Genomic DNA, 26803 nt, shown 5'->3' with positions numbered 1-26803 from the left:
TCGTGTTTGGCAAAATGGCCTACAGGGAACGCTCGACAGGCCGGCGATTCACGGCAGCACGGTAACGTGCCGGAGCAATTTTTTGTGCCCGAGAGGCTGAGGGACAGTCAAGTTTTTTCCCGAAATCCAGACAGCTTGGCGCGATATTGCAGTTGCGGGCAACTATCAGTTATGGCGCGGCCATTGCGAGGTGGCGGGGAATGCATTATTGTTTTGCGTTCGATACTTATGATCCCACGCGAGGCGCCCAATCGTCCGGCGGCAGCCGGATCGCCGGAGGCGAAAACCGGATTGGCGACGCGCCCACAAGGAGTTCCATGCAGAAGGTTAAGGAATTACACAGGACTATTTCCACCACAGACAAGGCCAAAACCGTGGCCACGTGGCTGCGCGACAAGAAGGCCATCGATATAATCGCCCTCGATGTTCGCGGCATAAGCCCCATCACCGAAAGCTTGGTAGTGGCCACGGCCTCCAGCGTGCGCCATGCTCAAGGTTTGGCTAACCACATCCTGGACAAGGTGAGCGAGGAAAAGCTCGAATACCTGGGCATGGAGGGTTCCCAGCAAGGAAGCTGGATCCTCATCGACCTGAATGATGTGCTTGTGCACATCTTTCAGACAGACAACCGCCAGTTCTATAACATCGAGGGCCTCTGGTCCGAAGGCACTCCCATAGAGCTTCCCTTCCATGCAGACGATTAAGCCAACCATTTTGCTCATCCTGGATGGCTGGGGTTGCGCCGAAAAGGGACCGGGCAATGCCGTGTGCATGGCCGGAACCCCAACGCTGGATAGGCTGCGCGCAACATACCCGTCCACGCTGCTGGCCTGCTCGGGTCGGGCAGTTGGCCTGCCTGACGGGTTCATGGGCAATTCCGAGGTCGGGCACATGAATATCGGTGCGGGACGCGTGATATATCAGGACATGACCCGCATCGACGTGGCCATCGAGGATGGCAGCTTCTTCGAGAACCCGGCGTTGACGCAGGCCGCGCATTTGGCCAAGACGAGCGGAGGCCGGCTGCACCTGATGGGTCTGGTCTCGGACGGCGGCGTACACAGTCACGAGAAGCACATCTTCGCCTTGCTTGAGCTGGCCAAGCGTCAGGGGCTGGACAATGTGCTCGTGCATGCGTTCCTGGACGGCCGCGACACGCCGCCGACCAGTGGCGCGGGCTATCTTCGCCATCTCATGGCGAAGATGAAAGAAATCGGTATTGGGCGCGTCGCTTCAGTCATCGGCCGCTATTGGGCCATGGACCGCGACAAGCGCTGGGAACGCAACGAACTGGCCTATGATGCCCTGACCTTGGGGCAAGGCCAGAAGATTGTGGACCCGGTTGCGGCCATCGAGGAAGCCTATGCCGCGGGGGAAAACGACGAGTTCGTGAAGCCGCGCGTGGTGGTTGATGCCAATGGCGCGCCTCTTGGAACTTTGCAGGACGGCGATGTCGTCATCTTTTTCAACTTCCGTGCCGATCGTGCCCGGCAGATCACGCGAGCTCTCCATGACGCGGAGTTCAAGGGGTTTGCGCGCAAGAGTTGGCCCAAGCTGGCCATGCTGGCGACCATGACCGAGTATGACTCGGATTTCCCTCTGCCCGCGGCTTACCCTCCCCAATCAGTGGACAAGTCCCTGGGCCAAATAGTCTCCGAGGCGGACTTGAAGCAACTCCGGCTAGCCGAAACCGAAAAATACGCCCATGTGACCTATTTTTTGAGTTGCGGCCGGGAAGAGCCTTTTCCTGGCGAAGATCGCGTCCTGGTGCCATCTCCACGAGACGTGGCCACTTATGACCTGAAGCCGGAGATGAGCGTGCGTCAGGTCACGGATATTCTGCTGGCCAAATGGCGCGACTACGATCTTACTGTCTGCAACTTGGCCAACTTGGATATGGTGGGCCATACAGGCATTATCCCGGCGGCCATGGAAGCGGCCAAAGCCGTGGACGAGTGCGTGGCGCGCATAGTCGAAGCGGTTCTGGCCTCTGGCGGCCGCATCTGCATAACCGCGGACCATGGCAATGCCGAGGAGATGCTTGACGAGAAGGGCGGCAAGCAGACTGCGCACAGCAAGAACCCGGTACCATTCGTTTACATCGAGCAGGGCGTGGAGCTTGCATTGGACAATGTTGCCCTGCGCCAGGGCGGCATCCTTGGCGACATCGCGCCCACGCTGCTCATGCTAATGGGCTTGCCCATCCCGGTGCAGATGACCGGCGCACCGCTCATAATTGTCAACGAAGGTGCAGGTCATGCAAAGTAGCAACCGCCCGCTTAACCCGGTCAAGCCAGTGAACATGGAGATTATCTTTCTTTATCCATGCCCCTACTGTGGCCGGGAAGTTCCGCTTATCTCGCCCACTTCCCCGGCCATGGCTCAATGCGACGTTTGCCGCAAGACCTTCCCCATTGTGCCCGTGGACGCGCGCACCATTCAGTACCTCAAGCTCGTAACCGCCAACGGCCAAGCGAGCATTGATCCGGACTTCCTGTAAGATCATCTTATCTGTCATCCCGAAGTAGTTGATGCTACTTCGGGATGATTCGGCTGGAGGGAGCGCTATTCCCTCCGGCCCCTCACCCTTGGCGGCGTGGGTGTTGACAATCCACCGTTTGCCCAGCGCACCATACGCTATAGAGCATTTTGCTTTTGAAAATGCTCTGCAAGCCATGCGTCGGCATGGCTTGCCGCCCCGCAGGCGTAGGCGGAATGTAATTCCGCCGTCAACGCCGAAGGGAGCGTCTGAAATGCAAAATGCTTTATGAAGTAGAAGCGAGGGCATGCATGGAGTCAGTCAGTTTTTCCGCCAAGCCATTGAGGTGCTCCACGTGCGCCACAGCCCTGCGCATTGCCGCAAGCGTATCTTCGGTCGCATGGTCTATCCCCACCATGGCCCTGTTGATCTGTTCGCTTGCGGACGACTGTTCTTCGGCTGCCGTGGCGATGGATTGAACCTGGATCGAAGAGGTTTCCGTGTAGTCGACGATGGCCTGCAAAGAGATGCCTGACTCTTTTGCATGGACCGTGGTTTCCTCGATGGCTTGAACTGCCTTGTCCACACTGTGCATGTTCTCGCGGGTGCCTTGCTGAATTCCGCTGATGGCTTGGCCCACCTCTTTGGTGGCGTTCATGGTCTTCTCCGCGAGTTTTCTCACCTCATCAGCCACGACAGCGAAGCCGCGCCCGGCATCGCCGGCCCTGGCAGCCTCGATGGCGGCGTTCAAGGCCAACAGATTGGTCTGATCGGCGATATCGGAGATGACTTCCAGGATTGCGCCAATGGACTCCGACTGCTTGCCGAGGGCCGACATGCTTTCCTTCAGGTTCATTGCTTGGGCCTGAACCGCCTGTATCGATGCAACAACCTGCTTGACGACTTCCTCACCTTCAAAGGCCTGATCCTTGGCCTTGGCTGAATTCCCAGCCGCCTCGGAGGCGTTCCTGGCTACTTCCAGAACCGTGGCGTTCATTTGCTCCATGGCCGTAACTGTTTCGTTAACGCGATCCTTCTGTTCGTCCATGCCTTTGTTTACGCCCGCGATGTCTTCGCCAAGGCTAACACCGGTCAATGACAGTTCTTTCGAGATTTCTTCGAATGTCCGGACAGCCTCCATTATCTGTTGGTTCATCCGGGTCATTCCCTGTTCTTTTTCAACTACGCGAGTGAAGTCGAAGACCGAGGTGAAGCCGCCGATGAGCACGCCGTTCGGATCGAATATCGGCGAAGAGGCCACGGAGATCCATTTTTTAATCCCTTTGCGAGAGGTCACCTCACCCTTGGCGCTATGGCGCTCCCGCGTGCGGATGGCCTTTTCCGTGACTGTTTCCCTGCGCTCCCCATAGAAGAAGACCGAGAAATCCTCACCGTAGTGGCTTTCGGGGGAGCCGCCGGCGTCAATCAGATCAACCATCGGTTTGTTCAGCCAGGTAATCTTACCGTTGGGACTAATGAAAGCCATAGGTGTAGGGATGTTATCAAGCATACTCGTCATGAAGGCGAGCTTGTTGCTGAGGGTGTTGGCCACTTTTTGTAGAGCGAAAGCAAGTTCGTTCAGCTCCAAAATAAATTTGCCTTCAATGGAGCCCGTGAGATTTCCGTCTGCAATCTGGCGAGCATATGCGACTATTATTTGCAGAGGCCGCACAAATTGACGGAACGCACAGATAGCACAACTCGAAGCCACTCCAATAATGAAGAGACTGAGTATGAGCATTGGCGTTTGCCCAATGGAAAGGAAAGCAAGTATTATTGATGAGATAATGATAAGTGCAAACATTGCCGCAAATCTGATCTTCATATCTCCCTCGCCTTAAGGAAAGTCCCAAGTACTTTGTCTAAGTGCTTACTAGAGTAGTTTGTTTGCACTCATAATACCAAAAAATATTTTTTGATAGATGGAAATATTGACACACAGTAAACTAGAAAATGGGTCAATGTGACTCAGTGCTGTTTTTTTTCCTGGTTTAGAATTGTGATAACGCGTTATTGGATTGTTTAGGATTTGCATTAAGTCTTTAAAGTTAAAATCTTATGCATTTCTACTTAGCGTGGCAAAAAGTCGCCTGGGGTTTCAGAACTTGACACCCCACTCGCATGGACTTGTGGCGCGCCGTGCCTATGGAGAAGGGGGGCGGGGTTGTCGGAAGGTTTTACGTGTTTTGGTATCGGCTGATTTCGGCTACACGCGCAATTCCCCATCAAGGCCATCTTCCCGGGAAATCAGGCTTATGTCTCAAGCAAAGTTGAGGCTCCGAGCAGCGCTTGCCATCACGGCGCATTCGGGTAGAGTGCCCCGGCCGAACACGGGCCATATCTTTCTTGACCATCTTTAGAGCAAATTGCTTTTAAGACGCCCGCTCCGGCGTTGACGGCGCAAGTGAATTGCGCCTACGCCTACGCGGTGGCAAGCCATGTCGACGCATGGCTTGCAGAGCATTTTCAAAAGTAAAATGCTCTAAATACTGATTATTCCATGTCGTTACGGATACTTCCGTGCGCATGCATGAACAGGAGGATACATATGAGTGACGCATGTAAAAGCTGCGGCAAGAGCGGAAGTTGCTCCTCCCAGAAGGAGGGCAAGGACTGCGGAGAGAAGGCGAAAAGCCCCGAGGATCTTAAGCTGGCCGAGAATCTCGGCCGGATCAAGAACAAGATTGTGGTCATGTCAGGCAAGGGCGGCGTAGGCAAATCCACGGTAGCCGTGAACATTGCTCTCGCCTTGGCCCTGGCCGGCAAGAAAGTCGGCTTGTTGGATGTGGACGTACACGGACCTAGCATTCCCCGGCTCTTGAGCCTTTCCGGCCAGCAGGCCCATATCGAGAAGGATTATATCGAGCCTATACCCTGGAGCAAGAATCTGTGGGTCATGTCTCTCGGTTTCCTTCTGCCTGACCCCAATGAGGCGGTCATCTGGCGCGGTCCAGTAAAAATGGGCCTCATCCGTCAGTTTCTGCAGAACGTTGCCTGGGGTGAATTGGATTTCCTGATCGTGGATTGCCCTCCGGGCACGGGCGACGAACCGCTCACGGTCATGCAGCTCCTGGGCAAGGAAGCCAAGTCGGTCATCGTCACCACCCCGCAGATGCTGGCCATCGACGATGTGCGTCGGTCCATCACCTTCTGCAAGCGCACCGGCAACCAGCTCCTGGGTGTGGTGGAGAACATGAGCGGTTTTGTTTGCCCGGATTGCGGCAAGCGTCACGAGATCTTCAAATCCGGTGCCGGCGAGCAGATGGCCATGGACATGGGTGTGCCGTTCCTCGGCCGCATTCCGGTGGACCCGGAATTGGCCCGCGCCGGTGACGAAGGCTTCGCCTACATCAAGGTCTATCCCGACAGCGAAACTTCCAAGATCATGCGCGAGATCGTCCAGCCCATGCTCGACATGCTGCCCGTGACTGCCTAAGTCTTGGTACTGGCGCCACACAGGCGTCAGCAATAACACTTTGGATAATAGCGTAAGTGCCGCAAGAAGGCCCTCCAGATTCCTGGAGGGCCTTCTTGCTTATGGTGGCTTATGAGACGAAGCGAGCATCCTCGCCATCGACCACGTCCACAGGGTGCCCTTGGCAACCCTCCGGAAATACCAATAGTTTATAATACTGTCGTTTCAGCTCTGCTTGAGTTGCTCTAAAAGTTCAAATCCCATATTGTGTAAGTTGGGAAGCTCGATGGAGGGAATAGTCCAAAATCAACGGATTAGGAGACATGCCATGGCGGAAGCATCTCGTGAGAAAGTCCATTCCATTCAGGATTTCACACGGTCTGAAAAACCACGTCAGGACGACATGGAGGATATCAAGCGCAAAAGCGAAAAGGACATGGGCAAAGTAGCTATCTTTATTTCTATCCTGTCAGTCCTATTGCTCGTAATTTTCTTTTTTGGTCTTAACCAAAATATCACTGGTCTGAATCAGGAAGTTCAAAACCTTGGTGCATTACGTCAAGATGTTGCGACGCTTGCTACGCAGTTTGGCGATATTCAACAGACTGTTGGGAGTGTCCAGGAGAACGTCGGCTCTTTGGAGAACAGATTTGTTGAGTTGGAGAAACTGCCAGCTCAGACCAGAAACATGATTCTTATGAACGATCTGAATGCCATGAACCAGCGCCTTGGACACATCGGCTCGCAATTAAGCGGCCAGCAGGCCACGAGACTGCAAGAAGCACAGCAACTCTTACAGCAGCTTCAGACAGAGCTGGCTCAGTAGCATTTGCCTTATTTGAGCCGTGCGAAGCCTGTGGCTTGTTGTGATACCAAGTTTTTGGCTTCGCACGGCTCATGAAGACTATTCGCTGTAGCCTGCCACGCCTGTCGGCAGTGCTGCTTTAAGCTTGTTCGACTCCATCTCCATTGGATAGATCGCGCAGTCGATCGGCAAGGGCGACAAGTTCCGATATCGCCTGTACCGATTCGCTCATGCCTTGAGCCGTGTCGCCGGCTATGCGGTTGACCTCCACAATGGCTTGACCGATTTGTTCACTGGTAGAGGATTGCTCCTCTGCCGCCGTGGCGATGGAGCGTACTTGGTCCGTCGTGGTGTTGACGAGCTTGACGATCTCCTGCAGAGCCGTGCCCGAATTGTTGGCCAGTACCACTGCGGATTCCACTGCTGTGACGGCGCGGTCCATCTCCTTGATATTGCTTTCGGTGCCCCTCTGGATTGCGGAAATGGCCTCGCCGACTTCCTTGGTGGCGGTCATGGTCTTTTCGGCAAGCTTGCGCACCTCGTCCGCCACTACGGCAAATCCGCGTCCAGCGTCGCCAGCACGCGCAGCCTCGATAGCTGCGTTGAGAGCCAAGAGGTTGGTCTGGTCGGCGATATCGTTGATGACGCTCATGATGCGTCCAATAGATTCCGCTTGGCCGCCTAATTCTCCGAGTGTGGCCTTCATCCCCATGGAGCGATCCCGAACCTGGGAAATAGCCTCGACCGCCTTGGAAACGACTTCTGCGCCCTCCAAGGCCTTCGTGCGCGTTGCATCAGCCTGCTTGGAGGCTTCGGACGCATTACGCGCCACCTCAAGTACCGTGGCGTTCATCTGCTCCATGGCCGTGGCTGTTTCAGTCGCCCTGTCGCGCTGTTTCGAGGCACCTTCGTTCACGTCCTCAAGGCGGGTCATGATTTGATCCGAAGCTGCGGCAATCTGAGACGCCGCATCACGCGTCTCGTTGTTGACCTTTTTGATAAGGCCTAGATTATTATGTATTTCTCGTTCCTTGAGCACGAGTTCCGTCACGTTGCGAGCCACCTCTACATAACCGACCCGATTGCCGTCACAGTCGCGCAGGATGTCGCCGGCAGGTTGAATAAACATGACCTTGCCGTCGCGGCTGAGATCAATGATATCGCTCTTGAAAGCTCCCTGGAGTTTCTTGGCCATGGCAATAGGGCACTTGTCCGTCTTGCAGACGGAAGTCTTGAAAAACTCGTGGCAGCAGTTGCCCTTGAGTTCTTTTTCTGCCTTGCCCAGAAATGTCTGCGTGGCCGTATTGGCTTGCAGTATCCGGAAGTTATCGTCCACCGAGAAGATGGGATCGGGCACGGCATTGACCATATTCACATAACCTTGGACATCACACAGAATGGTGTCGATTTTGCCCATGAGCCGATTAAACCAGGTCGCCAACTCGCCTATCTCGTCACGCTGGGAATCGTCCAGGCGATCCTTGAGATTTGCACGGTCTTCGGCGATGTCTTTGATCTTGGAAATCATGCCCCTCGTGGGTGTAACTACAAAGCGCGAGACAAACAGCCCACCGATGAGCGTCGGCACTATAAGCAGCGCGGCCATGACGCCCACGAAAATCAACTGTATATTGCGAATGATTCCGACTTGGCGGGCCGTGTCCATGGCGTAGATCACGACCCCGGTCTGCTTGCCCTGGTAATCCTTGATGGGGAAACCCGCGAGCATTGTGCTGCCATGCTCTATCGTGGACAGACCCTGTCTGGCGCGATCTAGCAAATCCATATTCACCAGCTTCTCAACTTCGCCAGTGGAGGAGCCGGACAAAAGCACATACTTGGAGCCTACACGAGGATTCTTGCTTTCATCACTTAGTCCAGTGGCGATTTCGAGGCCCTCGGCGTTCATGTATACCACAAGACTCTGGCCCTTGCCCTTGGAGGCGCGCTCCATAATCGGGTTAAAGGGAAAGAGTATCTCCACGGAACCAAGCTGTCGGCCCTGGGCATTGAACACAGGAAGGACCCCGCGCACTTCGAAACCGCCTCTGCCCAGCTCAATACCTTTAAGGTTTTGACCTGAGCGGTTCACATCGAGAACGGTCTGACGGAAACCGGAGATATCGTCGGAGATGTCCAGCCATTGCCCCTTCCGTTGCACGTTCTGCTTCCACCAGGCGCGCAGTAGGCTGCGACCGTTTGGCAGATGGAAGTGCAGCTTGAGGTCACTACCCATGGCCGCCTTGTAGCCTGCAAGGGTAGGCGCGAGTACACGTCGCAGCATCTCGCGGGCCTGCTGCGACTGCGGACTTTTTTCGTCGTTTATATTGCCCGAGAAGGCCACTTCATAGGCCTCTGCCACTTCGGGAAGTTTGCTGAAGAGCGAAGCGAGCCCCAGGGCCTCCAAAGAAGCCTGCTCGATACCCTGCTCTACTTCGTGAGCTTTGTTATCGACCATTATGGCCAAAGTGCTGTCTTTGAGCTCCACCAAACTGCTGTTAGTAACGAAGTAGCTTATTGTGCCAAGGACAATGACTGCCACAATAAGTGGAATTGAGATTTTATAGCGCAGGCTCACGCGCGATCCTCCTGTGACTTGAAGTCGCAGATGCTTAGGTTAGTTGAATATTGCCTGTCTTATAAAGAAAAGGTAGTCGATCATGCACGGCAGCCTCGCTCAAGAACAAGAAAGCCGCTTTCTTCAATAATTAGTAACCACCTAGCAAGGTGCATACCAACAAGGTGTACTGGCACGGGGGATAGGTAACGTTATAATAGATCGGCGAGCAGCGGATAAACTTGAGGGAATAACGAGAGAAAAGGTGAATTTGGCATCATCCAAATGCTAAATGAGTTGGCAGACTAATCCAACAGTTGATCTTTAGAATTTCGGAAGAAAATTGTGTTATGCTATGTATAGTTTTGTCATGCCTATACCAAGCTGGCACATATGGATAATTCCATGTACAAAATGTATAAAAACCCAGCAAATATAGCCAGGCATGCAAGGACCGTGCATTTATGGTTTGCAGCGCCTGCTTGCCGTATCCTTTTCCCGGCCACGGAAACGGCAAAGCCTCTTAGGGCGAACTTGATGAGGTCCAAGCTGCGTTGCTAGCAGCAATTATAGGACCTTGTTCCTTTGCCCATCTATAAAGCACTCGCCAAAGAGCCGCTTTCTAAGATGTTTGTGCTGGCTTCCAAAGCCTCTTCAGCAAAGATTTTGAGGTCTCATTCACTTCGGATCGATCCGGAGCATCTGGGTGCCTCTTTTAGAGCAGATTGCTTTTAAGACGCCCGCTCCGGCGTTGACGGTGCAAGTGAATTGCGCCTACGCCTACGCGGCGGCAAGCCATGCCGACGCATGGCTTGCAGAGCATTTTCAAAAGCAAAATGCTCTAAAAGGGATTTTACTCGGTATATCTCTTAGAGGCTGCCATCCAAGCCTTGAGAGAGAGGCCAATGAGGGACTAAACTGAAGGAAAAGAGAAAGGGACTTACCGGCAGATGTGTAAGTCCCTTTAATTTCTGGAGCCAGCGCGGAGATTTGAACTCCGGACCTGCTGATTACGAATTCAAAGGCTCTCCGCGAAAAAATTCAATCTAATATTTTGAAATATTATAATTTTTTCAGATAAAAAATCAATAAAAAATTCAGGTCTGGAACTCACCTCTTGCTCACCTGGGAGACCTTGATTTACAAAGGGTTCCAGGACAGTTTTGTCGAAAATTTTGCTCACTTTTTGCTCACCCGGAGACACCATGTCACAAGTCACCCTGCGCAAGTTGGAAGACTACCCAATCACCCTCTTTCGTCGTGGCGACGGGAAAAGTGATAAAATCTACTACTATTTCACGGATCATAAAGGCAAGGCTCACAAGGGTTCATGCAAAACTTCGGATGAAAAGCAAGCAGCACGATTTGTAACCAAAGTATATAATGATATTATTTCAGGAAAGAGGATTGCAAAGCCGCTTGATTTTACAACATGCGTCAAGAAATTTTTGGACTTCAAGAAAGATAGGGTCAAAGCAAAGACATATGCAATGTATAAACATCATTCAACATACCTGATTGAGAGGTATAAAACCAAGGATGTCAATGACTTTATTCAAAAAGACGTGAACGATTACATAAAATGGAGGCGTGGTTACTACAAGACGCACAAGACAAAGCAGGTTCAGCAATATAAACGTAATGGCAAGGTCATCACTGGTAGAAAATTTACAGAAGTTTCAAATTGTTTATTGAACAGAGAAGCACAATTACTTGTCGCAATCTTGCGTTATGCACAAGTCCATGAGCACCAATTGGTTGATAAACCATGCCCAAAAGTTGCTTACCTTGAAGAAAACATTCGATCCGAACCAATGTCGGATAGTGAAAGAGATCAGATACTTGCATATTTTGACGAAGAAAATTTATACTATGCTCAAATGATAAGGTTTTTGTTGCTCACTGGATTGAGGTATCCACAAGAATTGAACAACTTGATTTGGTCTGATGTGGACTGGAATAAACAAACCATCCTCATTCGGGCGATGAAATCCAAAAAAAAGACACCACAACATAGAAACGTTCCACTTGTGGACAGGGCAGTAAAAATCCTGGAAGCACTCCATCAAAGGGACAAGATCAAAAAGAGACAAAATGATTATATATTTGTTGATGATAATGGGAATAGGATATTGAACATAAGAAAATCTTTCAAGGCATGCTTGAAAGTATGTAAGATAAAAAATGATTATACATTGTACCACTGTCGTCATAAATTTGCACAAGACATGGCAAAACGACCTGATATTCCTCTCCCCTTCATCGCTCGGGCAATGGGTCACGTGGACACCAAGATGATTGAATTGCGATATGGGCATTTTCGTGACCATGACGCGGTCAAGGCTTTCAATGCCTCCGAGAAAAAGAGAGAAGAAATCATCCTGCAACGAAAAATGGAAGCCAACGTGGAAGAGATTGACCGAGAAATCAATGAGTTGAGAATAAAACTCAACGTTTTGGAGTTGCTGAAAGAGACGAAGTAGTCATTTTTCTTTTTTGAGAGCCCAAAAGAGAGCGGACCAGGGAATGTATCTTGGTCCGTTCTTTGTTTTTTGATGATGCAATTTCATCAAAAATGAATATTGTTGACAAATGAATGAATTTATGATCTATACTTTCAAAGTATAAAAACAATCTTGGAGGATTATATGATTGAATATGATATGGAAGATGAAGAGATTGAAGTTACTCTGAAATTTACTATCCCAAAGTCAGAGTATTGGCTTTATGCCGCCACGATTCGACACAATGTTCATTCAGATGGGGAAAATAACGACATCGAGTACAAGGATACTGGACGTGGGACGGATGTTCACACCGATGAGAACATGATTGAAATCATAAAGCAGGAAGTCTACGAATACGGGTCGGAGTACGGACCGGATGAATATGAGGTTCCTGACTTCGCGGAATAAGCAGTGTAATCAACCAATCACAGAGGGGTATGACCAGCAATGGTTGTACCCCTTTCTCATTTCCAATGATGCACAAAAGAGAAATGAGGAAGGTTTACATCGTAGTATGATTTATATAAATATATGTATGATTGAAATATTTATGCACATGGAGGTCCATCAATGCAAGTAAAAGAAAGATTCAGCGTAATGAAAAATGTTATGCTCACCACAAGTCAGGCAAAAGAAATTGACTCAGTCTTGAAGAAGTACAATCTTCCTTTTTCTGAATTTGTAAGAGATTACGTAGCAAAAACGATCAAAGAACATCAATAGGGACAATAAAAAATGGCGCTCCCCCTACCAAAAAGGAACGCCATCAAAAAGGAGACTTCGCTGTTCTCAAATCTATTTATAAGGTAACAGCGAGTCTCCTTTATGTAAACGAAACAAAAAGGAGATTTCAAATGAAGAGATGGAACAGCAGACTCACGCCAGATCAGAAAATGGACTTATTGAAGTTGAGAATGAAGTTATACGGCGATTTATACGCAATGTTCAGCATGACCAAAGAACAGACAAACGAACGGGTAGAAAGAGAGATGAAAGTTATTCGTGAAGAGTTGGATAAAGAAAAGGCACTACTTTTCGAGTAGTGCCTTTTGAGAGGATAACTGATGTAGCACCAAAGATGTTGTAATGTGATACTACATCAGACATCCTCCAAGGTAAAGTAAAAATTATGGAGGATTTTTGAAAATGAATTATGTTATTGAAAATAAAGTGAGGGTTTACAACAGTCTGTCGAGAGCAGCGAATCCGAACAAGATGCAAAAACAAAAAATAGAAAGTCTTTATCAGGAATTACAGGGGTATGGGCTTGAATACAGGAATGGACAGTTTATAGATCAGGAATTGCAAGCGTCTTTGAACAGCCTGGACGGTGAAGGAGAGCAGGAGCCCAGCCAGGAGCCCAAGAGAGAAACCAAGCAAGAGAGCCCGAGACAGGAGCCCAGGCAAGCCAAGGCGGTTCAAGTTGAGCCTGAACCCAAGCCAGATGGAGAGCCCGAGGAGAACCAAGAAGAAAATCAGGAAGATCAGGAAGAGCCAGATACCATACCTATGGACTTCAAATCACAGTGCTATAAGCATTACCGCCAAATGCCGATTGAAATGTACGTGGTTTTGATGAGGGCTGAGCTTGGTTCAGCGGAAAGACCGCTATTTGAGTATTTCTACAACTTTCAGATGGGATATAATTCTTTTCGGCAGTTCTACCCAAGAAAGAATAAAGAAATTTCAGAATACACAGGTATCACAAACAGGAATATCAAAAGAACATTGAAAAATTTATGCGAAAAGAACATGCTCATTGAATATAATGATGAATATGCGATCAATATACATTGGGACACATGGAAAGTGAACCAACATGCAATTGAGCTTGGAGTGAAAGAGAGACTTACAAGACTCCGAATTGCCGAGGAAAAGAAAAAGAAGCAGTAGAATGTTTCACGCTAATACACCCTCACGATGAGTACGTTATATCCCTTTTGTTACGCCAACATTTTTATGAAACCCCTCACCGTGAGGGGTTTTTCATTTTTTGATGTTCAACGAATGGCAGATAATTTTCCTTTATCCATCAATGCTTTTCATTCTGGACATGGTTTATGTTGAAATTGTGCTTCATGACCCCCTCACGGTGAGGGGTTTTATACTCACCATGAGTACATTTGCCCTCATCATGAGGGGGATGCCCTCATGATGAGGGGGGATGCCCTCACCGTGAGGGGTCAGCCGCCGAATTTTCGTTGGTACTGCTGGGATAACTCGACCTGATAGATAGTTATAGATAGTTCTTATAGATAAGAAAAATTAAAAATAGCGCTTTTCGCTTCGCTCAGGTTTCAGGAGAGATTGAATTACTATCATTCAATCATCTTTGATTTCAAAAAAGGTCTTATATCCACCTGGAATCACAGATGCATTGATGTCGCGTGATAATTTTTTGAAATCACTCCTGAAAGTTCCATTGGTTACCTTGTCTCTTGATCACCATCCCTTTGATACTCGCGCATGGCGCGAACCTCATAACTTGGGGCTCTCAGATGGCTCACAATGTCGTTTGAGACACTGACCCTGCCCAACTCCCGTTGATTCCCCATAGGGGGTAAAAACGGCGTTAGGTGACTCGTGGACGTGATCCGTTTGATATTCCCCTGGACATGTTCACGCGCTATGCGCGTAGATCATTTCAAGGGACTGTAATTTCTTCATGTTGAACCTTTACCCACTGTTATTCATATGTCAGACTATCTCTTACCTACCAGGGGAAAATATATTGTAAACATTGATGAAAATTACCATTGATTGAAAGTTGATGATTCTTGTTTACATACTATACCATTGATTATGTTGTTATATTTCCAAGATTGGTATTGAGAAATCCAGATGCAATAATGACCAATATTGAATTTACATTCATTTACATTCTTTCACAGTCATTTGATAAATATGCGTAGTAATGACGATTGGAGGAATATGATGAAAAAGTTATCTGTTTTTGATATTGAGGTTGAGTTGATGCTGAAAGATCAAAACAAGTCCACACCTGAAAGACACAAGTGGTCACTCATCGCCATTGACCGCGAAGATATCAATGAGAAACTTGAAAAGGTTCTCTCTCTTGAAGCCAAAGTTGAAACGTATCACATTATCAGCATTTACCACAGGGGATTTGTTGATATGATATCAACAAGAGTTCAAATGACAATTGGTGAACAATGGATGAGAGAGAAGATTGCTGAAACAGCTCTTCAACGAAAAGAAGATTTTGGAAATAATAAGACTTCACTTGATTGGATATAACAATGACGAAAAGAACAGTTTTCAAAGAGAAAGCAGAAACCTACCTTACTCCTGAAATCAAAACACGTTTGATGGTCATGGCAAGTGACCGTGGAATGACAATCAGCCAATTGTTGCGTCGGATGATTATTGACTATTGTTCGCGGTATGAGACTGAAAAAATTAAAATGCTTCGAGGCTGAACTTATACTCAAAAGATATAAAACTCTTCAATGGTCTCATATTCACAGAACAAAGTCACCGGAGCAAAGAATGTTGGAACCAAATTTTTTGGTATAAAGACCTTATGCTGACTGACATCAAAACATGGCTTTGGATTACTTACATGCACACTATAACACATAATCAGCACCAAAAGACCTGCGGCACATTCAAGAGCGTTTTTCAGACATGCAGCCTCAAAGTTATTGCTACGATGATGCTTTATCTGGTTGTAGCCATACTTCCACCAGAAAGGACTTTGAATTTTATCTTCAACCTGTTTCCATTCTTTCCAAGGAGTGAACACCATACCATTTGAGGGCATGTGAATTTCAAGATCAAAAAAATGTGATAAATGTCCCTTGATTGGGGCATGCCATGTTTTGATATTATCATAATCTTTTCTTTCAACCTGAGGTTCCAAGCAACAGCATAAATCTTTCATCAATGTGTCGATATATGAGCCACAATCTATGATGAGCCTTGATAACTCAATTGAGTAGGTTTGTAGATTTCTCTCATCAAATGCTATGTAGCGTGAGCACTTCTTGAAATCCTCCTCTATCGCCTTGAAGAATTCCCAGTGGATGTAGTGGGACTCCATTGCTTATATCTCCCTGAGCAATACATTTTCCACATCCCTACTCGTAATTCCGAGATAAGTCATTGTGATACGGGGGCTCGAATGGTTATAGCGTCTGCAAATGATTTCCGATGAAGTACCAAACTGCGAGTGCTGAACCCATCCCCACGTTTTGCGCAAGGTGTGTGTCCCAAAATTCCCTTTGAGCCCAACAGCCTTACACCAGGACTTGACCATCCGGTTACACGCCTCGACGCTCAAAGGTTGATTCTTTCCCTTCCTGGACTGGAACAAGAAATCTCCCGGAAGGGGATTGCAGGCTTCCTTGTACTCTTTGAAAACCTTGAAAACCGTCTTGTTGACCATAAGGACATTGGGCTTTCCGGTCTTCTCTTCCACCAGGGACACGCACTCGCCAACTTTCTTGCCGTCCAGGTCATCCACTTTGAGTCGGAGCAAGTCACCGATCCGGAGCCCGTTGTTGATTCCCACGACGAACAGCAACTTATCCCGAGGACTCAACATCTTCTTGATTGTCTCGATTGCGTCAAGGCTGGTGATTGGTTCCACTATCATTTCTTTATTCTCCTGGTCTCCCGTACGGGATGAATGTCAAGTTTGCTGACTCTATTTATACATACTTGATATTCAAAAATCAAGTCAATTCAACATGCTGGCTAAGCATTTGAAATCATGACGTAAAATTATGAATGTCAATTTCTCTGTATAAATTGACATTCAGGAAAAGATAAGGGCGAGCCTCCCAACAGGAGAGCCCGCCCTTACCCATACATGACCATAGTGACTTATTTATACCTTCTTGGTCTCCACGCGAGCCAGCAAGCGCCGTATATGGGCGCTCATGCTGATCTTTTCGCGGCTCGACTGCTCTTTGAGGACTTCAATGTGCCATTTGGGTAGGTAGACCGTAACTCGCTCCTGCTGTCTACGCATTTTCAATCCCCAACTTTTCCAGCAGCATGGACTTTTCACCTTTTTCAAGCCCACGGGAGCCATGCATATCTCTGTATTGATGGAGCGCCTTGGCTTTTACTGATTGGTAGTTATCAATCACAACTCTACTGATAACCCCATAACCGAGTGCGTCAACGCTGTTTATAACACGAGCATCAATAATTTTGAAAAGCCTATTGCCATAGTATTCAGCAACAACGTTCATCGCGTCCTCTGCGCTGATTGCAACTATGTTCGCAGTCATCATCTCAAATTTGTCAGGATTTGCAAACTGACCTGGATATAGTGAACGAAGTTGAAATTCTACAAGATATATGTGTAAATTTTGCATAGTTCTACTTCCTCTCAGCCAACATATTTTGAATCATTTCGATAATTTTCTTATACTCAGATTTCTCTACTTTGCACCGTGACTTTTTCAAAAGTGAATTGAAGTTATCATTATGCTTATTGAGTTGTTCAGTAGTTTCAGTCTTATAAATGTATTTCAGAAATTTCATTTGTTGTTCAACTCCCTTGTCTTCTGTATCCAAATTTTCATCATTTTCTCAAAACTATCATCTCTTCGAATGCTTTCATGAACGCAACTGACCATTTCAGTTGTGGAAGGGTCAGCAACCAAATCAAATGTAATCAATTGATAGTTGTCTCTGACAATTCCATCAGCACCAACAGTTCCAATGCCACGAGAAGAGATGCCAATTTGTCCTTCTCTTACCAGAGTTTTTGCAATCTCACCCATTGGCGTATCCAGCACTTTTGCTTTTCCAAATAATTCATTCTTGACCCAAAATAGTTCATCAATTCGGATTGCGACCCTTGAAAGGTCAATTTGGGGTTCTTCCGGATGATTCAGCTGTCCAAATAACTGTTTATTTTCAATTTTCGGAAGTAGTTTACTCACTTCACGTTCAAGTAGCGCAATTGGGTAAACTCTGCTGTTCTCATTCTTGACCATCGCTTTTGCGAAAACTCCCTCAATAAAGAGGTTATCCCCTTTGACGGTCACTCCGTAGTCAGTGCTATATTCCAAAAGTAACGCCATTATTACTTTTCTCCTTTTATATTTCTGATTGCTTGCTCTGCCGCCATCAATGAGATTTTTTTGAATGTCCGTGTAATATATTCACGTGTTTTATTTTTTGCATCTTCATCAACTGCTATATTTGTAAGAACATTTCTCAGATACTTGAACTCAACATCATTCAATATATGAGTATAAATTTTTTCAGCGATAACATCTTGTAACATTTACGTCCTCCATTCCAGTCTGTACTATTTATAAAAGTGTGCTCAAACGACACACATTTTTATAATTTTGTTGATTACTATTGAATAAATACAGGAGTGAAATTCAGATTTGATGGAGAAAAAAAATGCTACCAACAGAATATGGAAACGGAAAATGGTCAGAATGGGATGATGAGCTGTATGAACAGCAGAAAGACTATTATGAGCAGCGTTTTACATCAAGAGGATGGAAACCAACAGCATCAAGCAAAGTCAACAAATGCTGCATATGTAATGCGCCTGGAAGTGATGATGTAAAATCAAAGAACCAATTACATTCCCTATGTGATAAATGCTCACCTTTGAAACATCATCTTGAAACCTCATTATCCAAGGGTATTTCACTTATGGGCTCAAAGGAAAATCGTATCCTCGCCGTCTTGGGAAACGTTGCGAGAGAACTTGCTGTTCATCATCCAAATGATATTGCAGACATCCTCAATTCAAGGAACATCCCCGCTCCGCTTGGTGGAAAATGGATGGTCTACAAGGTAAAGTTTCTCCTGGATTTCCATGGGCTTCTTGACCCAAATGACCTTGTTGCAAAGAAGACACACCGAAGACTTATCATGCTGGAAATAGAGCCACTGCTACCAATGGAGCCAGACAAAATAGCAAGTGTGTTGAATGAAAAAGGCTTCTATGCTGAGAACGGCAAGCCTATCACTGTTCAATATGTGGAAAAGTTGCTTGCTGAAATCCTCTCATGCGGAGATGGAAAAGCAGGATAGTCAATGATAGCGGGCTGCTGATAGTAAATATTTGAAAATATAAAGGAGATTTTTATGATAAAAAAGACAGATAAAGAAGTAATCGAATTTACACTTACCCAAGGTGCTGATATTCTACACGGAATAAAGCAATTTCCAAATGGAACCATCACCGTTTTGATAAGTGATAAACTTCAAGAAGTCATAACCAACTATGCTGAATTCTATGGGGTTTCTCCTGAACATGTTGCGGGGGGAATGCTTGCCGTTGGGCTTATAAAAGAGTTGGAGCAAGGGTTGGTAGATTATCAGGAATTGAAGCTCGCCGAGGATTTTATGAAACTCATGGATGAAGAAGGCGGACGCCTGCACCAGTTCATGAGGTTTGGCGACGTGATGGATGATGAACAGCAGGAAGAGAGCCAGAAGCAGTGCCAGGAGCAGGAATAGGTTTCAAAGGGGCTCCTGGCTATTTCAGGAGCCCTATTCTCCAAAGGATATGAGTGCCCTGAGTGTTAACTTTCAGTATCTACTTGTCTGAAACAAATTTTGTTCCATCCAGAAGCCGACAAAGCACTGGAATTATATCTTTCCTGTTTCTGATGCCATATCGATGCAGATGTTTTGAAAAATCATTAAGTTCCTCGTTGTCGCCCTCCAATGAGGGAAGAACACAGAACTTCCACCAGTCAACAGCAAATTTTATGCTGTGTTCATCTGTTCTCCACAAGTTAAATTTGAAGTAATCGTCCAATTCTTCAAAGCTGATAAGCTTCTTTTGCGCACGCTCATACAAACTGGGCTGCTCCACCTTTAATGCGCAGAGGCAAGTCATTATGGTGGAAATCCTAAGTGTGTTATGATTAGTTTTCAACAGTAGCAACGCGACATGGGAAGAAATTTTCTCCACTGTCCTAAGTGTAAACCCTTTCTGCAACGAAATTGCTTCAAGAGTCTCTATAATTTGATTTTTATATTCACCATCCTGGGAATCATCTGGCAAGCCCTCATAAACGTTAGTTAAGAAGGTTCTTACGTCACTTTGCCTACGTTCATCCTTTGAGGGAAATCTTTCGACAAGATTGTAGAATTTTTGAAGATATCTCTTTGAATCTATTGAAGATCCATAGCTGTACATCACCGAGTTTTCAAGTTGTCTCATATCTGCGACAAGCAGGAAATGAATGCCTTTGATAGAATAAAAATGCTTTATCCTTTCCAGGAGACTTAATGCAAAAGGCGGTTTACATCTATCCAGCTCATCAATGATGAAAACAAGAGGCTTCTCAGAAGCCTTTGACTCTCTTAGCATCATTGCTAAACTTGTAAGAGAGTTTTTAAACTCGCTCACCAACTCTTTGTTTTTTCCATACTGGGCTATAAACGAGCGTAACTCAGTTTCTGCAAGGTTTGCAAAGGAATCTGACATAGCTTTTGATACATCTTCAAAATTCTTGTCGGTAATTATATTACATGTAGCAGCTTTTACAGCAGCTTTACCAAGTATAGGCAAGACCTTCTTGGCAAGAGATGTTGCGGCATCCAAAAACCTTTCCTTTCGACTATCCAGCTCCGTCTTCAATTTGTCAGCCAACGACATTACTTCACCGGTTATACTGATAAAAGCGTCATCATTGTAGTCATTAGCGAAAGCATCATAGTAGATCACAGGAAAGCTCTCATTCCGGAGATGTCCCGCTAGCATCTTTACGAACGTTGTCTTACCGCTTCCCCAAGGCTCATCCAAAACAACGACCATCGGGTCTTCGACCACTGAAAAAAGGCGAGCTAGATATTCACCATATTCTTTGCGCTTGAAAATATCTTTGGAGGGCTCAAAGCCTTCATCTTCACCCACTTCAATTTCAGGGGGAAATAGCTTCATATTGAATACCTCCAATTAGTCGCTGATGCCGCTTGGTGGACCGATAGTTTCATCCTGGAAAAAGTCCAAGCATGAGCTAAGACGCTTGACGGATTCGTACTCTCGCAGCAAATATATCTAGATGTGCCTGATTTACTTTAAAAGACAAGCAAAACTATTGATTGTTGTCAATCGTAAGTCTCAGTGGACACATACAGAATGACGATTAGCAAGCTACAACTAGAAAAACCCTGGGCTATCCTTGGGTACTCGCGAAAACGCTACGAGGCTTTGCGCCTGTGGAAGAGGGCGGGGGTAAGCCGGGAGAAGTTTGAAGACTTTCTTCGTCTGATGCCGCATGAAGCTCTCAAACTCATAAAGGACAATGCGGACGCGGAAAAACTTACGGCAGCTATTTTTGGTATAATTTAACGCAAGCTGAGGGTGGCATCGTGAATGGGCACCAAAAGAAGCTGATGGAACTTTGTTATTCCTGTTCTGAAACGCTAATGGAAATCGAGAAACTACAAAGGGAAGCTGGTTTCAATCCGCCGGTTTCTCAAATGATTCTCTCCAAGAAGGATAGAATACGTTTGCCTACTGGTTATATACGTACCACTGACTACTTCAATGCAGCTTATAGCATATACCCTCTTGTAAAGGACAAACTGCTGAAACAGAATATAACTTATGCTTTTCAATATGGTGACTTTTTAAACTTCATTGCCAATAGATTTGATATCGGTCTTTCAGTTCAAAGCATTTTTTACAAGTACCAAATCATCAACCTATATACTATCATTGAGGCACTGATAAGAGGGTGCATGAAGAATTTGAATGATTATTGTGATGGAGATGGGAAATGTCCAATTACCGAATGCAAGTACCGCTCAATAAAGTTCGATGCAAAAGACTTACTTAAAGTTATAAATGAGTTTCGAAGGCTTGAAGTTTTGCATTGGGACAGAGATGACGTCAAGATGATTGATAAATGCAGAAGACTACGTAATAATATTCATATCCACATTACTGATGAAAGTGAGTTGAATTCAGACGAATACACAATGAAGAATTTCAACGATTTTGTTGTAAGAATTCTCCATAATATTCGCGACAACTTTTACCCAAATTTCAAAGAGCATTTTCAAGAAATGATGAAAAACTGTCAAAGAAAAAAGACTGATAAGTAAATCAAAGAATTGTAGCGGAATTGACGACTACAAGACTCTTGAAAAAGACCAGTTTACCGGGTTTTTCTCACCCTCATATATTTCAACATCACTTGGTATCAGGTGACCATTTCTTTCAATATAGAGAGCGGATAACGCCTTGCCTGAACCCTCTTGTAAGCACCTCATCACACAAAAGACTTTGCGGAAACCCTCAGGAAGGCAGTTGAAAAGGTGCATAGCCTCATTCCAGTTGGAGAATTTCGCCGGGGGCAACGCCTTACCCCTTACCCACTGATGACATTTGCACTCAATCGCTATCTGATGCTCATGTGAACCCGCATCAAACCTGTGGATTTGGGGAGTTCGACCAGGGACATTGATCAGAATGGGAAACGGGCTTTGAAGATCAATACCAAGGTTGTTCTCGAAGTAGTCCTTTGCTGCCTTCTCCAACGCAATCCATTCACTCATAAGCATCTTCCCGAGGTTCAGGGATGGGTCAGGACTTCTCACGTTACCAAAATTTTACAGTTCAGTGATCCAAAAACAAAAGGGCTGGGACAATCTCCCAACCCTCTATTCCAGCGAGGCTTTTTGCCCCACTTTGCTCACTTTTTGCTCACCCATGAAAAAAGGGACTTACCGGCAGATGTGTAAGTCCCTGTTTTTTTTGGAGCCAGCGCGGAGATTTGAACTCCGGACCTGCTGATTACGAATCAGCTGCTCTACCAACTGAGCTACGCTGGCGAACTCGCGAAGGGCCTTTTATATCAGGCGGTGACGGGTGGTCAAGGGTAAAACCTGACTGCCTGAAAATAACTGAATTTAGCGTGACTTGTCCGCATCCTTGCGGACAAAATGCGGACAAAAAACAGCCCCTGATAAGAGCGACTAGCAAAGCCTCATCACGCTCAGATACGTAAGAGGTTTTGTTAATTGCTCTAAGTGCCTGGCGTGCAAAAGCCTCGCCCCCTCAATCTTGATTCTACATCAGAGATGCTTAGTGTCACTAATTGCATCACCCTAAGCTACCGCGGATTGTTTTGCCGCATTCAAATATAATTGACAAAACCCGTGTAATGCGCTGACTCCGCAAGATCACTTGTTCCTACTCATCAGGATCATCGCAACCCTCTTGGATCATGGGGGCTGACTAATACCGCCTATGATAAGAATAAAGGAGTCGGTCAACATGCAAGCCGCCCCTGGGGCGAGAATTTCCAGGCGCTTGGCCCTACTCGCTGCGATCGCGATGCCAGTCCTCATGGCCTTGCTAACGCTACAAGATTCTCGGCGTATTATTGAGCCGCCTTACCTCCTACCGGCAGCCACCCTCCTGTTCATCATTGTGCCATGCGCGCTCGTGGCCATCCTTTCCGCCAGGATTTACCTGATTCAGAGATTGGCAAGCGCCCTTGCGCTTGGCAGCGGCATGGTCGCCTTCGGCATGGCCAGCCTGCTGACGGGTTTCCATTCGATCTTTGGGCTTGGAGCCGATGACATCGTAAAGATAAACAACGTGAGCACGCTTGCCTTTGCCGCTAGCTGCGCCATGAGCACACACCTAAGCCTGCGGACCGCCGGTCGCAATACTCGGGGAAAAGCAAAACGCTTTTTACTGGTATTGGTCTACGCAAGCATGTTTCTGCTTCCCTTGCTCGTCTACGGGGCAAGTCTAAGCGGCAACCTGCCAACCTTCTTTATCCAGGGAGAGGGGCCAACGGGCATCCGCCGACTTGTACTTTCGACCGCCCTGATCCTTTTTGTCGTCGCGGTGAAAGACCAATACTCCGTGTACAAGCGCAATCGCTCGGCTTTCGGCTACTGGTTCCTGCTTGGACTCGTGCTCATCATGACCGGCATGATTTGCTACAGCCTTATGCATGCTGTGGGCACTCCTCTTAGCTGGCTTGGTAGAATCAGCCAAATCCTCGGATTCGGTTACATACTCGCAGGCGTGGTCGCAGCTTACCGGGAGTCCGGGCAGGGCCATCGGAGCGTCGCGGACGCCATACGATCTTTTTTACAAGCCGATGCCGGGTACAGACTGCTTGTAGAGAATTCCCCTGACGTCATCGTCCGCTTCGATCAAGACCTACGCTGCACCTACGCCAATCCGGCCATCGAATCCGCGTTCGGCCAGCCCGCAAGATCCTACATTGGCCGTTCCCTACCCGAGGCTGGAATTGATGATGCCGGTTTTGCCGGTCTGGAAACCATCCTGCACAAGACCTTGAGCGAAGGCGTGGAGAAGACGGCGGAGTTCGTGCGGCAGACGGAGAGCGGCAGACAGGTCTTTCACTGCCGCTGCATGCCTGAACGTAGCTCCAATGGCCAGATCGACAGCGTGCTTGTGTCGTGTCGCGACATTACCGTGCTGCGTGAGCAGGAGGCCAGATACCAATCCGTTTTCGAGCAGGCGGCCGTGGGACTGGCTAGGGCAAAACTGGACAATCGCCTGCTTCAGGTGAATCAGAAGCTTTGCGACATCCTGGGCTACTCCAGGGACGAGCTTCTCAATCTACGGTATGAGGATCTCACCCATCCTGATGATCTGGAGAGGGAACTGCCCCTCATACGGCAGCTCCTGGCAGGCAAAACCAACTCGTATTCTCTGGAAAAACGCTATATCCGCAAGGATAATTCCCTTGTCTGGGCTACCCTGGCCGTCTCACTGGATTACAATTCGGCTGGCCAGCCCGTCGGCCTCATCGGCGCGGTCGAGGATATCTCTGATCGCAAGCAGGCCGAGGACGCCTTGGTAGACCGTGAGGAGCGCCTGCGGGCCTTCTTCGAGGCAAGCATGGACGCCGTGCTCCTGACTGCTCCTGACGGGTCCATCCTGGCTGCCAATCGGGCAGCTCAGGACATGTTTGGTCTAACTGAACAGGAAATCATCGCTGCTGGCCGCGAAGGCCTTGTCGACACTTCTGATCCTCGCCTGCCCATTCTCTTGGAGGAGCGCGTCCGCACCGGACGTACGCGTGGCGAACTGCGGTATCGACGAAGTGATGGAAGCCACTTCGAAGCCGAGATGTCCTCTGGGCTTTACCAAGGTGCCCAAGACAGGACCCTGACCAGCATGGTCATCCGCGACATCACCGAACGCAAGCAGGCCGAGAAAGCCCGCCTACGCTCACTCAACCTTCAGAACAAGCTTATAATCGCGACCAAGGATATCCTGGCCGAACAGACTATAGAAGGACTCCTCACGACCGTGGCCAAGGCGGCCCAGATAGTTACGAACGCTCGGGTGGCGGCAAGCGGCTACCAGGTGGCCGATAAGCGCTTCGATTTCGCAGTGCATTCCCCGCATGCAATAGCACGATTCCCAAACTCCGAGCACCTGAGCGGGCATTGTGGCGGCATTTTCAAAAAGCTGTTTGATAGCCGCAACCCAGGCATAATACGCCTAAGCGAAATGGAGCTGCCGGAGACTCCTCGCGAATGGAACCTGGCTAGTGATCATCCGCCCCTGCGCGGTTTGCTCATCGCCGCTCTGACCAATACACAAGGAAAGCCTGAGGGACTCATCAGCGTTTCCACCAAGACAGACGGTACATTTACAGCCGAAGATGAGACTTTGCTGGGACAGCTCGCGGGCGTGGCCTCCCTTGGGCTGCAGCACCTTTCAGCCAGAATTGAAGCTGAACAGGCCAACCGTGCCAAGTCCGAGTTCCTGGCCAACATGAGCCACGAGATCAGAACTCCGATGAACGGGGTCATCGGCCTGACCGAGTTGGCGCTCATTACCGTGGAAGAACCGAAGGCCCGTGAATACCTGCAGATGGTCAAGAGGTCCGGTCTTACCTTGCTCGACATCATCAACGACATCCTCGACCTCTCCAAGATCGAGGCTGGCAAGGTCATGCTGGAGAAAAAGCCCTTCAGCCTGCGTGAGAGTCTTGAGGCGACCCTGAAGCCTTTGGACGTCGTCGCCCAAGGAAAGGGTTTGAAAGTGTCCCTCCAAGTCGCTCCAGATGTCCCTGATGCCCTCATGGGCGACAGGGGGCGGCTCAGGCAAGTGCTCACCAACCTTGTAGGCAACGCGGTCAAGTTCTCGCACAAGGGTTGGGTGCGCGTTTCTGTCGGTTTGGATGGCGGGACGCTTTCATCCGAGCAGGCCACCATCAGCTTTGAGGTCGCGGATGAAGGCATCGGTATACCAGCTGACAAGCTCAGTACCATTTTCGATAGCTTCGCCCAGGTCGACAGTTCGGCGCACGTCAAATACGGGGGGACGGGACTTGGGCTGTCCATCTCCAAGCATCTCGTGGAGCTGATGGGAGGCACGATTCAGGCCCGTAGCGAGATGGGCATCGGTTCGACCTTCTCGTTTACAGCGAACTTTGGCCTGACCAAAGAGCAGATCACAGAGGCTCCGGGCCTGATCACGCCAGCCCTTGCCTTGCCAAGACAAGGCTTGCGAGTCCTCTTGGCCGAGGACAATGCGATAAATATGCACCTAGCCAAGGAACTGCTCAAGAAAAGGGGAAACTCCGTCACAGGGGTCTCGACAGGAAAGGAGGCTTTGGAGGCACTCGCCAAGGAGCCTTTCGACCTCGTGCTCATGGATGTCCAAATGCCCGAGATGGGCGGCGAGGAAGCCACTCGGCGCATCCGTGCGGGCGAGGCTGGTGATCCCAGGGTGCCCATCGTGGCCCTGACGGCCTACGCCCTTGAAGGCGACAGGGAACGCTTTCTGGTTGCAGGCATGGACGACTACCTATCCAAGCCCATCGACATGGAGGAACTGGATCGCGTGCTGGCTCGGATGGATCAGGCACGTGAGAGCGGATAACGTTCACCTGCCCTTAGACTTCGGTCTCTTGGAGAATAGGGTATCAAGGTAGACAAGAATTGGAAAATTTTGGTCTTAGAGCATATTGCTTTTAAAGCAACTTGCAATTCTAGTGAGCGTTGTTAGCTGGTCTGCATGCCAATAGCATCGGAAGAAAAAAGACGGCTGGCCCTGGATGCCCTGAAT

26 protein-coding genes and 1 tRNA gene are annotated in these 26803 nt (G+C 48.1%); 16 read left to right on the top strand and 11 right to left on the bottom strand.

Features of this window, described 5'->3' with window-relative positions:
- Positions 1 to 317 precede the first annotated feature (317 nt).
- From rsfS to H585_RS0119470, 3 genes are read left to right on the top strand one after another with little or no spacing between them, the layout of a single operon-like run.
- The gene (gene rsfS / locus H585_RS21865; RefSeq protein ID WP_034628595.1) at positions 318 to 704 is read left to right on the top strand and encodes a ribosome silencing factor; all 387 of its coding nucleotides are present in this window, start codon (positions 318 to 320) and stop codon (positions 702 to 704) included.
- Positions 691 to 2268 (top strand): 2,3-bisphosphoglycerate-independent phosphoglycerate mutase, encoded by a 1578-nt coding sequence (gene gpmI / locus H585_RS0119475; protein ID WP_027369060.1) that lies wholly within the window; start codon positions 691 to 693, stop codon positions 2266 to 2268. The genes rsfS and gpmI overlap by 14 nt, the downstream gene beginning before the upstream one ends.
- Positions 2258 to 2500: a hypothetical protein gene (locus tag H585_RS0119470; RefSeq protein WP_005985765.1), complete on the top strand. Its 243-nt coding sequence runs from the start codon at positions 2258 to 2260 to the stop codon at positions 2498 to 2500. Before gpmI ends, H585_RS0119470 begins: the two co-directional genes overlap by 11 nt.
- A 265-nt stretch (positions 2501 to 2765) precedes the next feature.
- Here H585_RS0119470 and H585_RS0119465 read toward each other — a convergent pair whose 3' ends face one another.
- Complete coding sequence (locus H585_RS0119465) at positions 2766 to 4304, bottom strand: methyl-accepting chemotaxis protein (RefSeq protein ID WP_027369059.1); 1539 nt, start codon at positions 4302 to 4304, stop codon at positions 2766 to 2768.
- A 723-nt stretch (positions 4305 to 5027) separates the two neighbouring features.
- Between H585_RS0119465 and H585_RS0119460 the strand changes: the two genes are divergently transcribed.
- Positions 5028 to 5915 (top strand): Mrp/NBP35 family ATP-binding protein, encoded by an 888-nt coding sequence (locus H585_RS0119460; RefSeq protein ID WP_014261218.1) that lies wholly within the window; start codon positions 5028 to 5030, stop codon positions 5913 to 5915.
- 307 nt (positions 5916 to 6222) lie between these two features.
- Positions 6223 to 6720, top strand: a complete 498-nt coding sequence (locus H585_RS0119455; RefSeq protein ID WP_014261217.1) for a hypothetical protein — start codon at positions 6223 to 6225, stop codon at positions 6718 to 6720.
- A 118-nt stretch (positions 6721 to 6838) separates the two neighbouring features.
- Here the strand turns inward: H585_RS0119455 and H585_RS0119450 are convergent, their stop codons facing one another.
- Positions 6839 to 9277, bottom strand: a complete 2439-nt coding sequence (locus H585_RS0119450) for a methyl-accepting chemotaxis protein (protein ID WP_014261216.1) — start codon at positions 9275 to 9277, stop codon at positions 6839 to 6841.
- Positions 9278 to 10461: 1184 nt separating this feature from the next.
- On the opposite strand from H585_RS0119450, the gene H585_RS0119445 reads away from it, so the two are divergent.
- From H585_RS0119445 to H585_RS23180, 7 genes are all read left to right on the top strand, one after another.
- Positions 10462 to 11739: a tyrosine-type recombinase/integrase gene (locus tag H585_RS0119445; protein WP_027369058.1), complete on the top strand. Its 1278-nt coding sequence runs from the start codon at positions 10462 to 10464 to the stop codon at positions 11737 to 11739.
- Positions 11740 to 11904: 165 nt separating this feature from the next.
- Positions 11905 to 12171: a hypothetical protein gene (locus H585_RS0119440; RefSeq protein WP_027369057.1), complete on the top strand. Its 267-nt coding sequence runs from the start codon at positions 11905 to 11907 to the stop codon at positions 12169 to 12171.
- A gap of 162 nt (positions 12172 to 12333) precedes the next feature.
- A complete protein-coding gene (locus H585_RS23335) occupies positions 12334 to 12486 on the top strand; it encodes a hypothetical protein (RefSeq protein ID WP_154658865.1) in 153 nt (50 codons plus the stop codon).
- A 131-nt stretch (positions 12487 to 12617) separates the two neighbouring features.
- On the top strand, positions 12618 to 12806 hold the full coding sequence (locus tag H585_RS0119435) for a hypothetical protein (protein WP_027369056.1): 189 nt from the start codon (positions 12618 to 12620) through the stop codon (positions 12804 to 12806).
- Between the two features lie 97 nt (positions 12807 to 12903).
- Complete coding sequence (locus H585_RS0119430; protein WP_138708223.1) at positions 12904 to 13656, top strand: hypothetical protein; 753 nt, start codon at positions 12904 to 12906, stop codon at positions 13654 to 13656.
- 1038 nt (positions 13657 to 14694) lie between these two features.
- Positions 14695 to 15021, top strand: coding sequence for a hypothetical protein (locus H585_RS0119420; RefSeq protein WP_034628590.1), 327 nt, complete (start codon positions 14695 to 14697; stop codon positions 15019 to 15021).
- Between the two features lie 2 nt (positions 15022 to 15023).
- On the top strand, positions 15024 to 15203 hold the full coding sequence (locus H585_RS23180) for a ribbon-helix-helix domain-containing protein (RefSeq protein ID WP_138708222.1): 180 nt from the start codon (positions 15024 to 15026) through the stop codon (positions 15201 to 15203).
- Positions 15204 to 15211: 8 nt separating this feature from the next.
- Here H585_RS23180 and H585_RS0119415 read toward each other — a convergent pair whose 3' ends face one another.
- From H585_RS0119415 to H585_RS0119385, 6 genes are all read right to left on the bottom strand, one after another.
- Positions 15212 to 15826 (bottom strand): hypothetical protein, encoded by a 615-nt coding sequence (locus H585_RS0119415; RefSeq protein WP_027369053.1) that lies wholly within the window; start codon positions 15824 to 15826, stop codon positions 15212 to 15214.
- A gap of 3 nt (positions 15827 to 15829) precedes the next feature.
- On the bottom strand, positions 15830 to 16381 hold the full coding sequence (locus tag H585_RS0119410; protein WP_027369052.1) for a site-specific integrase: 552 nt from the start codon (positions 16379 to 16381) through the stop codon (positions 15830 to 15832).
- A 234-nt stretch (positions 16382 to 16615) separates the two neighbouring features.
- Positions 16616 to 16759 (bottom strand): ribbon-helix-helix protein, CopG family, encoded by a 144-nt coding sequence (locus H585_RS23330; RefSeq protein WP_154658864.1) that lies wholly within the window; start codon positions 16757 to 16759, stop codon positions 16616 to 16618.
- Positions 16752 to 17111: a hypothetical protein gene (locus tag H585_RS0119400; protein ID WP_027369051.1), complete on the bottom strand. Its 360-nt coding sequence runs from the start codon at positions 17109 to 17111 to the stop codon at positions 16752 to 16754. The genes H585_RS23330 and H585_RS0119400 overlap by 8 nt, the downstream gene beginning before the upstream one ends.
- Before the next feature lie 165 nt (positions 17112 to 17276).
- Entirely contained in the window at positions 17277 to 17825 is a 549-nt protein-coding gene (locus tag H585_RS21860) for a hypothetical protein (RefSeq protein WP_051183235.1), read from the bottom strand.
- 2 nt (positions 17826 to 17827) lie between these two features.
- A complete protein-coding gene (locus H585_RS0119385) occupies positions 17828 to 18031 on the bottom strand; it encodes a hypothetical protein (protein ID WP_027369050.1) in 204 nt (67 codons plus the stop codon).
- Positions 18032 to 18156: 125 nt separating this feature from the next.
- Here H585_RS0119385 and H585_RS23175 point away from each other — a divergent pair, with 125 nt between their 5' ends.
- Together H585_RS23175 and H585_RS0119375 are read left to right on the top strand one after the other, a co-directional pair.
- Positions 18157 to 18801 carry a hypothetical protein gene (locus tag H585_RS23175; protein ID WP_138708221.1) on the top strand — a complete coding sequence of 215 codons (645 nt, stop codon included), beginning with the start codon at positions 18157 to 18159 and terminating at the stop codon, positions 18799 to 18801.
- A 54-nt stretch (positions 18802 to 18855) separates the two neighbouring features.
- On the top strand, positions 18856 to 19230 hold the full coding sequence (locus H585_RS0119375) for a hypothetical protein (RefSeq protein WP_027369048.1): 375 nt from the start codon (positions 18856 to 18858) through the stop codon (positions 19228 to 19230).
- Between the two features lie 79 nt (positions 19231 to 19309).
- Here the strand turns inward: H585_RS0119375 and H585_RS0119370 are convergent, their stop codons facing one another.
- The gene (locus H585_RS0119370) at positions 19310 to 20665 is read right to left on the bottom strand and encodes a KAP family P-loop NTPase fold protein (protein WP_027369047.1); all 1356 of its coding nucleotides are present in this window, start codon (positions 20663 to 20665) and stop codon (positions 19310 to 19312) included.
- 488 nt (positions 20666 to 21153) lie between these two features.
- Here H585_RS0119370 and H585_RS0119360 point away from each other — a divergent pair, with 488 nt between their 5' ends.
- A complete protein-coding gene (locus H585_RS0119360; protein WP_027369045.1) occupies positions 21154 to 21834 on the top strand; it encodes a hypothetical protein in 681 nt (226 codons plus the stop codon).
- A 27-nt stretch (positions 21835 to 21861) separates the two neighbouring features.
- On the opposite strand, the gene H585_RS21855 is transcribed toward H585_RS0119360, so the two are convergent.
- Both H585_RS21855 and H585_RS0119350 read right to left on the bottom strand, forming a co-directional pair.
- Complete coding sequence (locus tag H585_RS21855; RefSeq protein ID WP_051183233.1) at positions 21862 to 22287, bottom strand: hypothetical protein; 426 nt, start codon at positions 22285 to 22287, stop codon at positions 21862 to 21864.
- A 200-nt stretch (positions 22288 to 22487) separates the two neighbouring features.
- Positions 22488 to 22563: transfer RNA gene (locus H585_RS0119350), tRNA-Thr, on the bottom strand.
- Positions 22564 to 23179: 616 nt separating this feature from the next.
- Here H585_RS0119350 and H585_RS22300 point away from each other — a divergent pair.
- Positions 23180 to 26617, top strand: coding sequence for a PAS domain S-box protein (locus tag H585_RS22300; protein WP_161628438.1), 3438 nt, complete (start codon positions 23180 to 23182; stop codon positions 26615 to 26617).
- Positions 26618 to 26803: the final 186 nt, after the last annotated feature.

The organism is Desulfocurvibacter africanus subsp. africanus DSM 2603 (assembly GCF_000422545.1).
GTDB lineage: Bacteria > Desulfobacterota > Desulfovibrionia > Desulfovibrionales > Desulfovibrionaceae > Desulfocurvibacter > Desulfocurvibacter africanus.
This window is presented reverse-complemented; position numbering and strand designations above follow the sequence as displayed.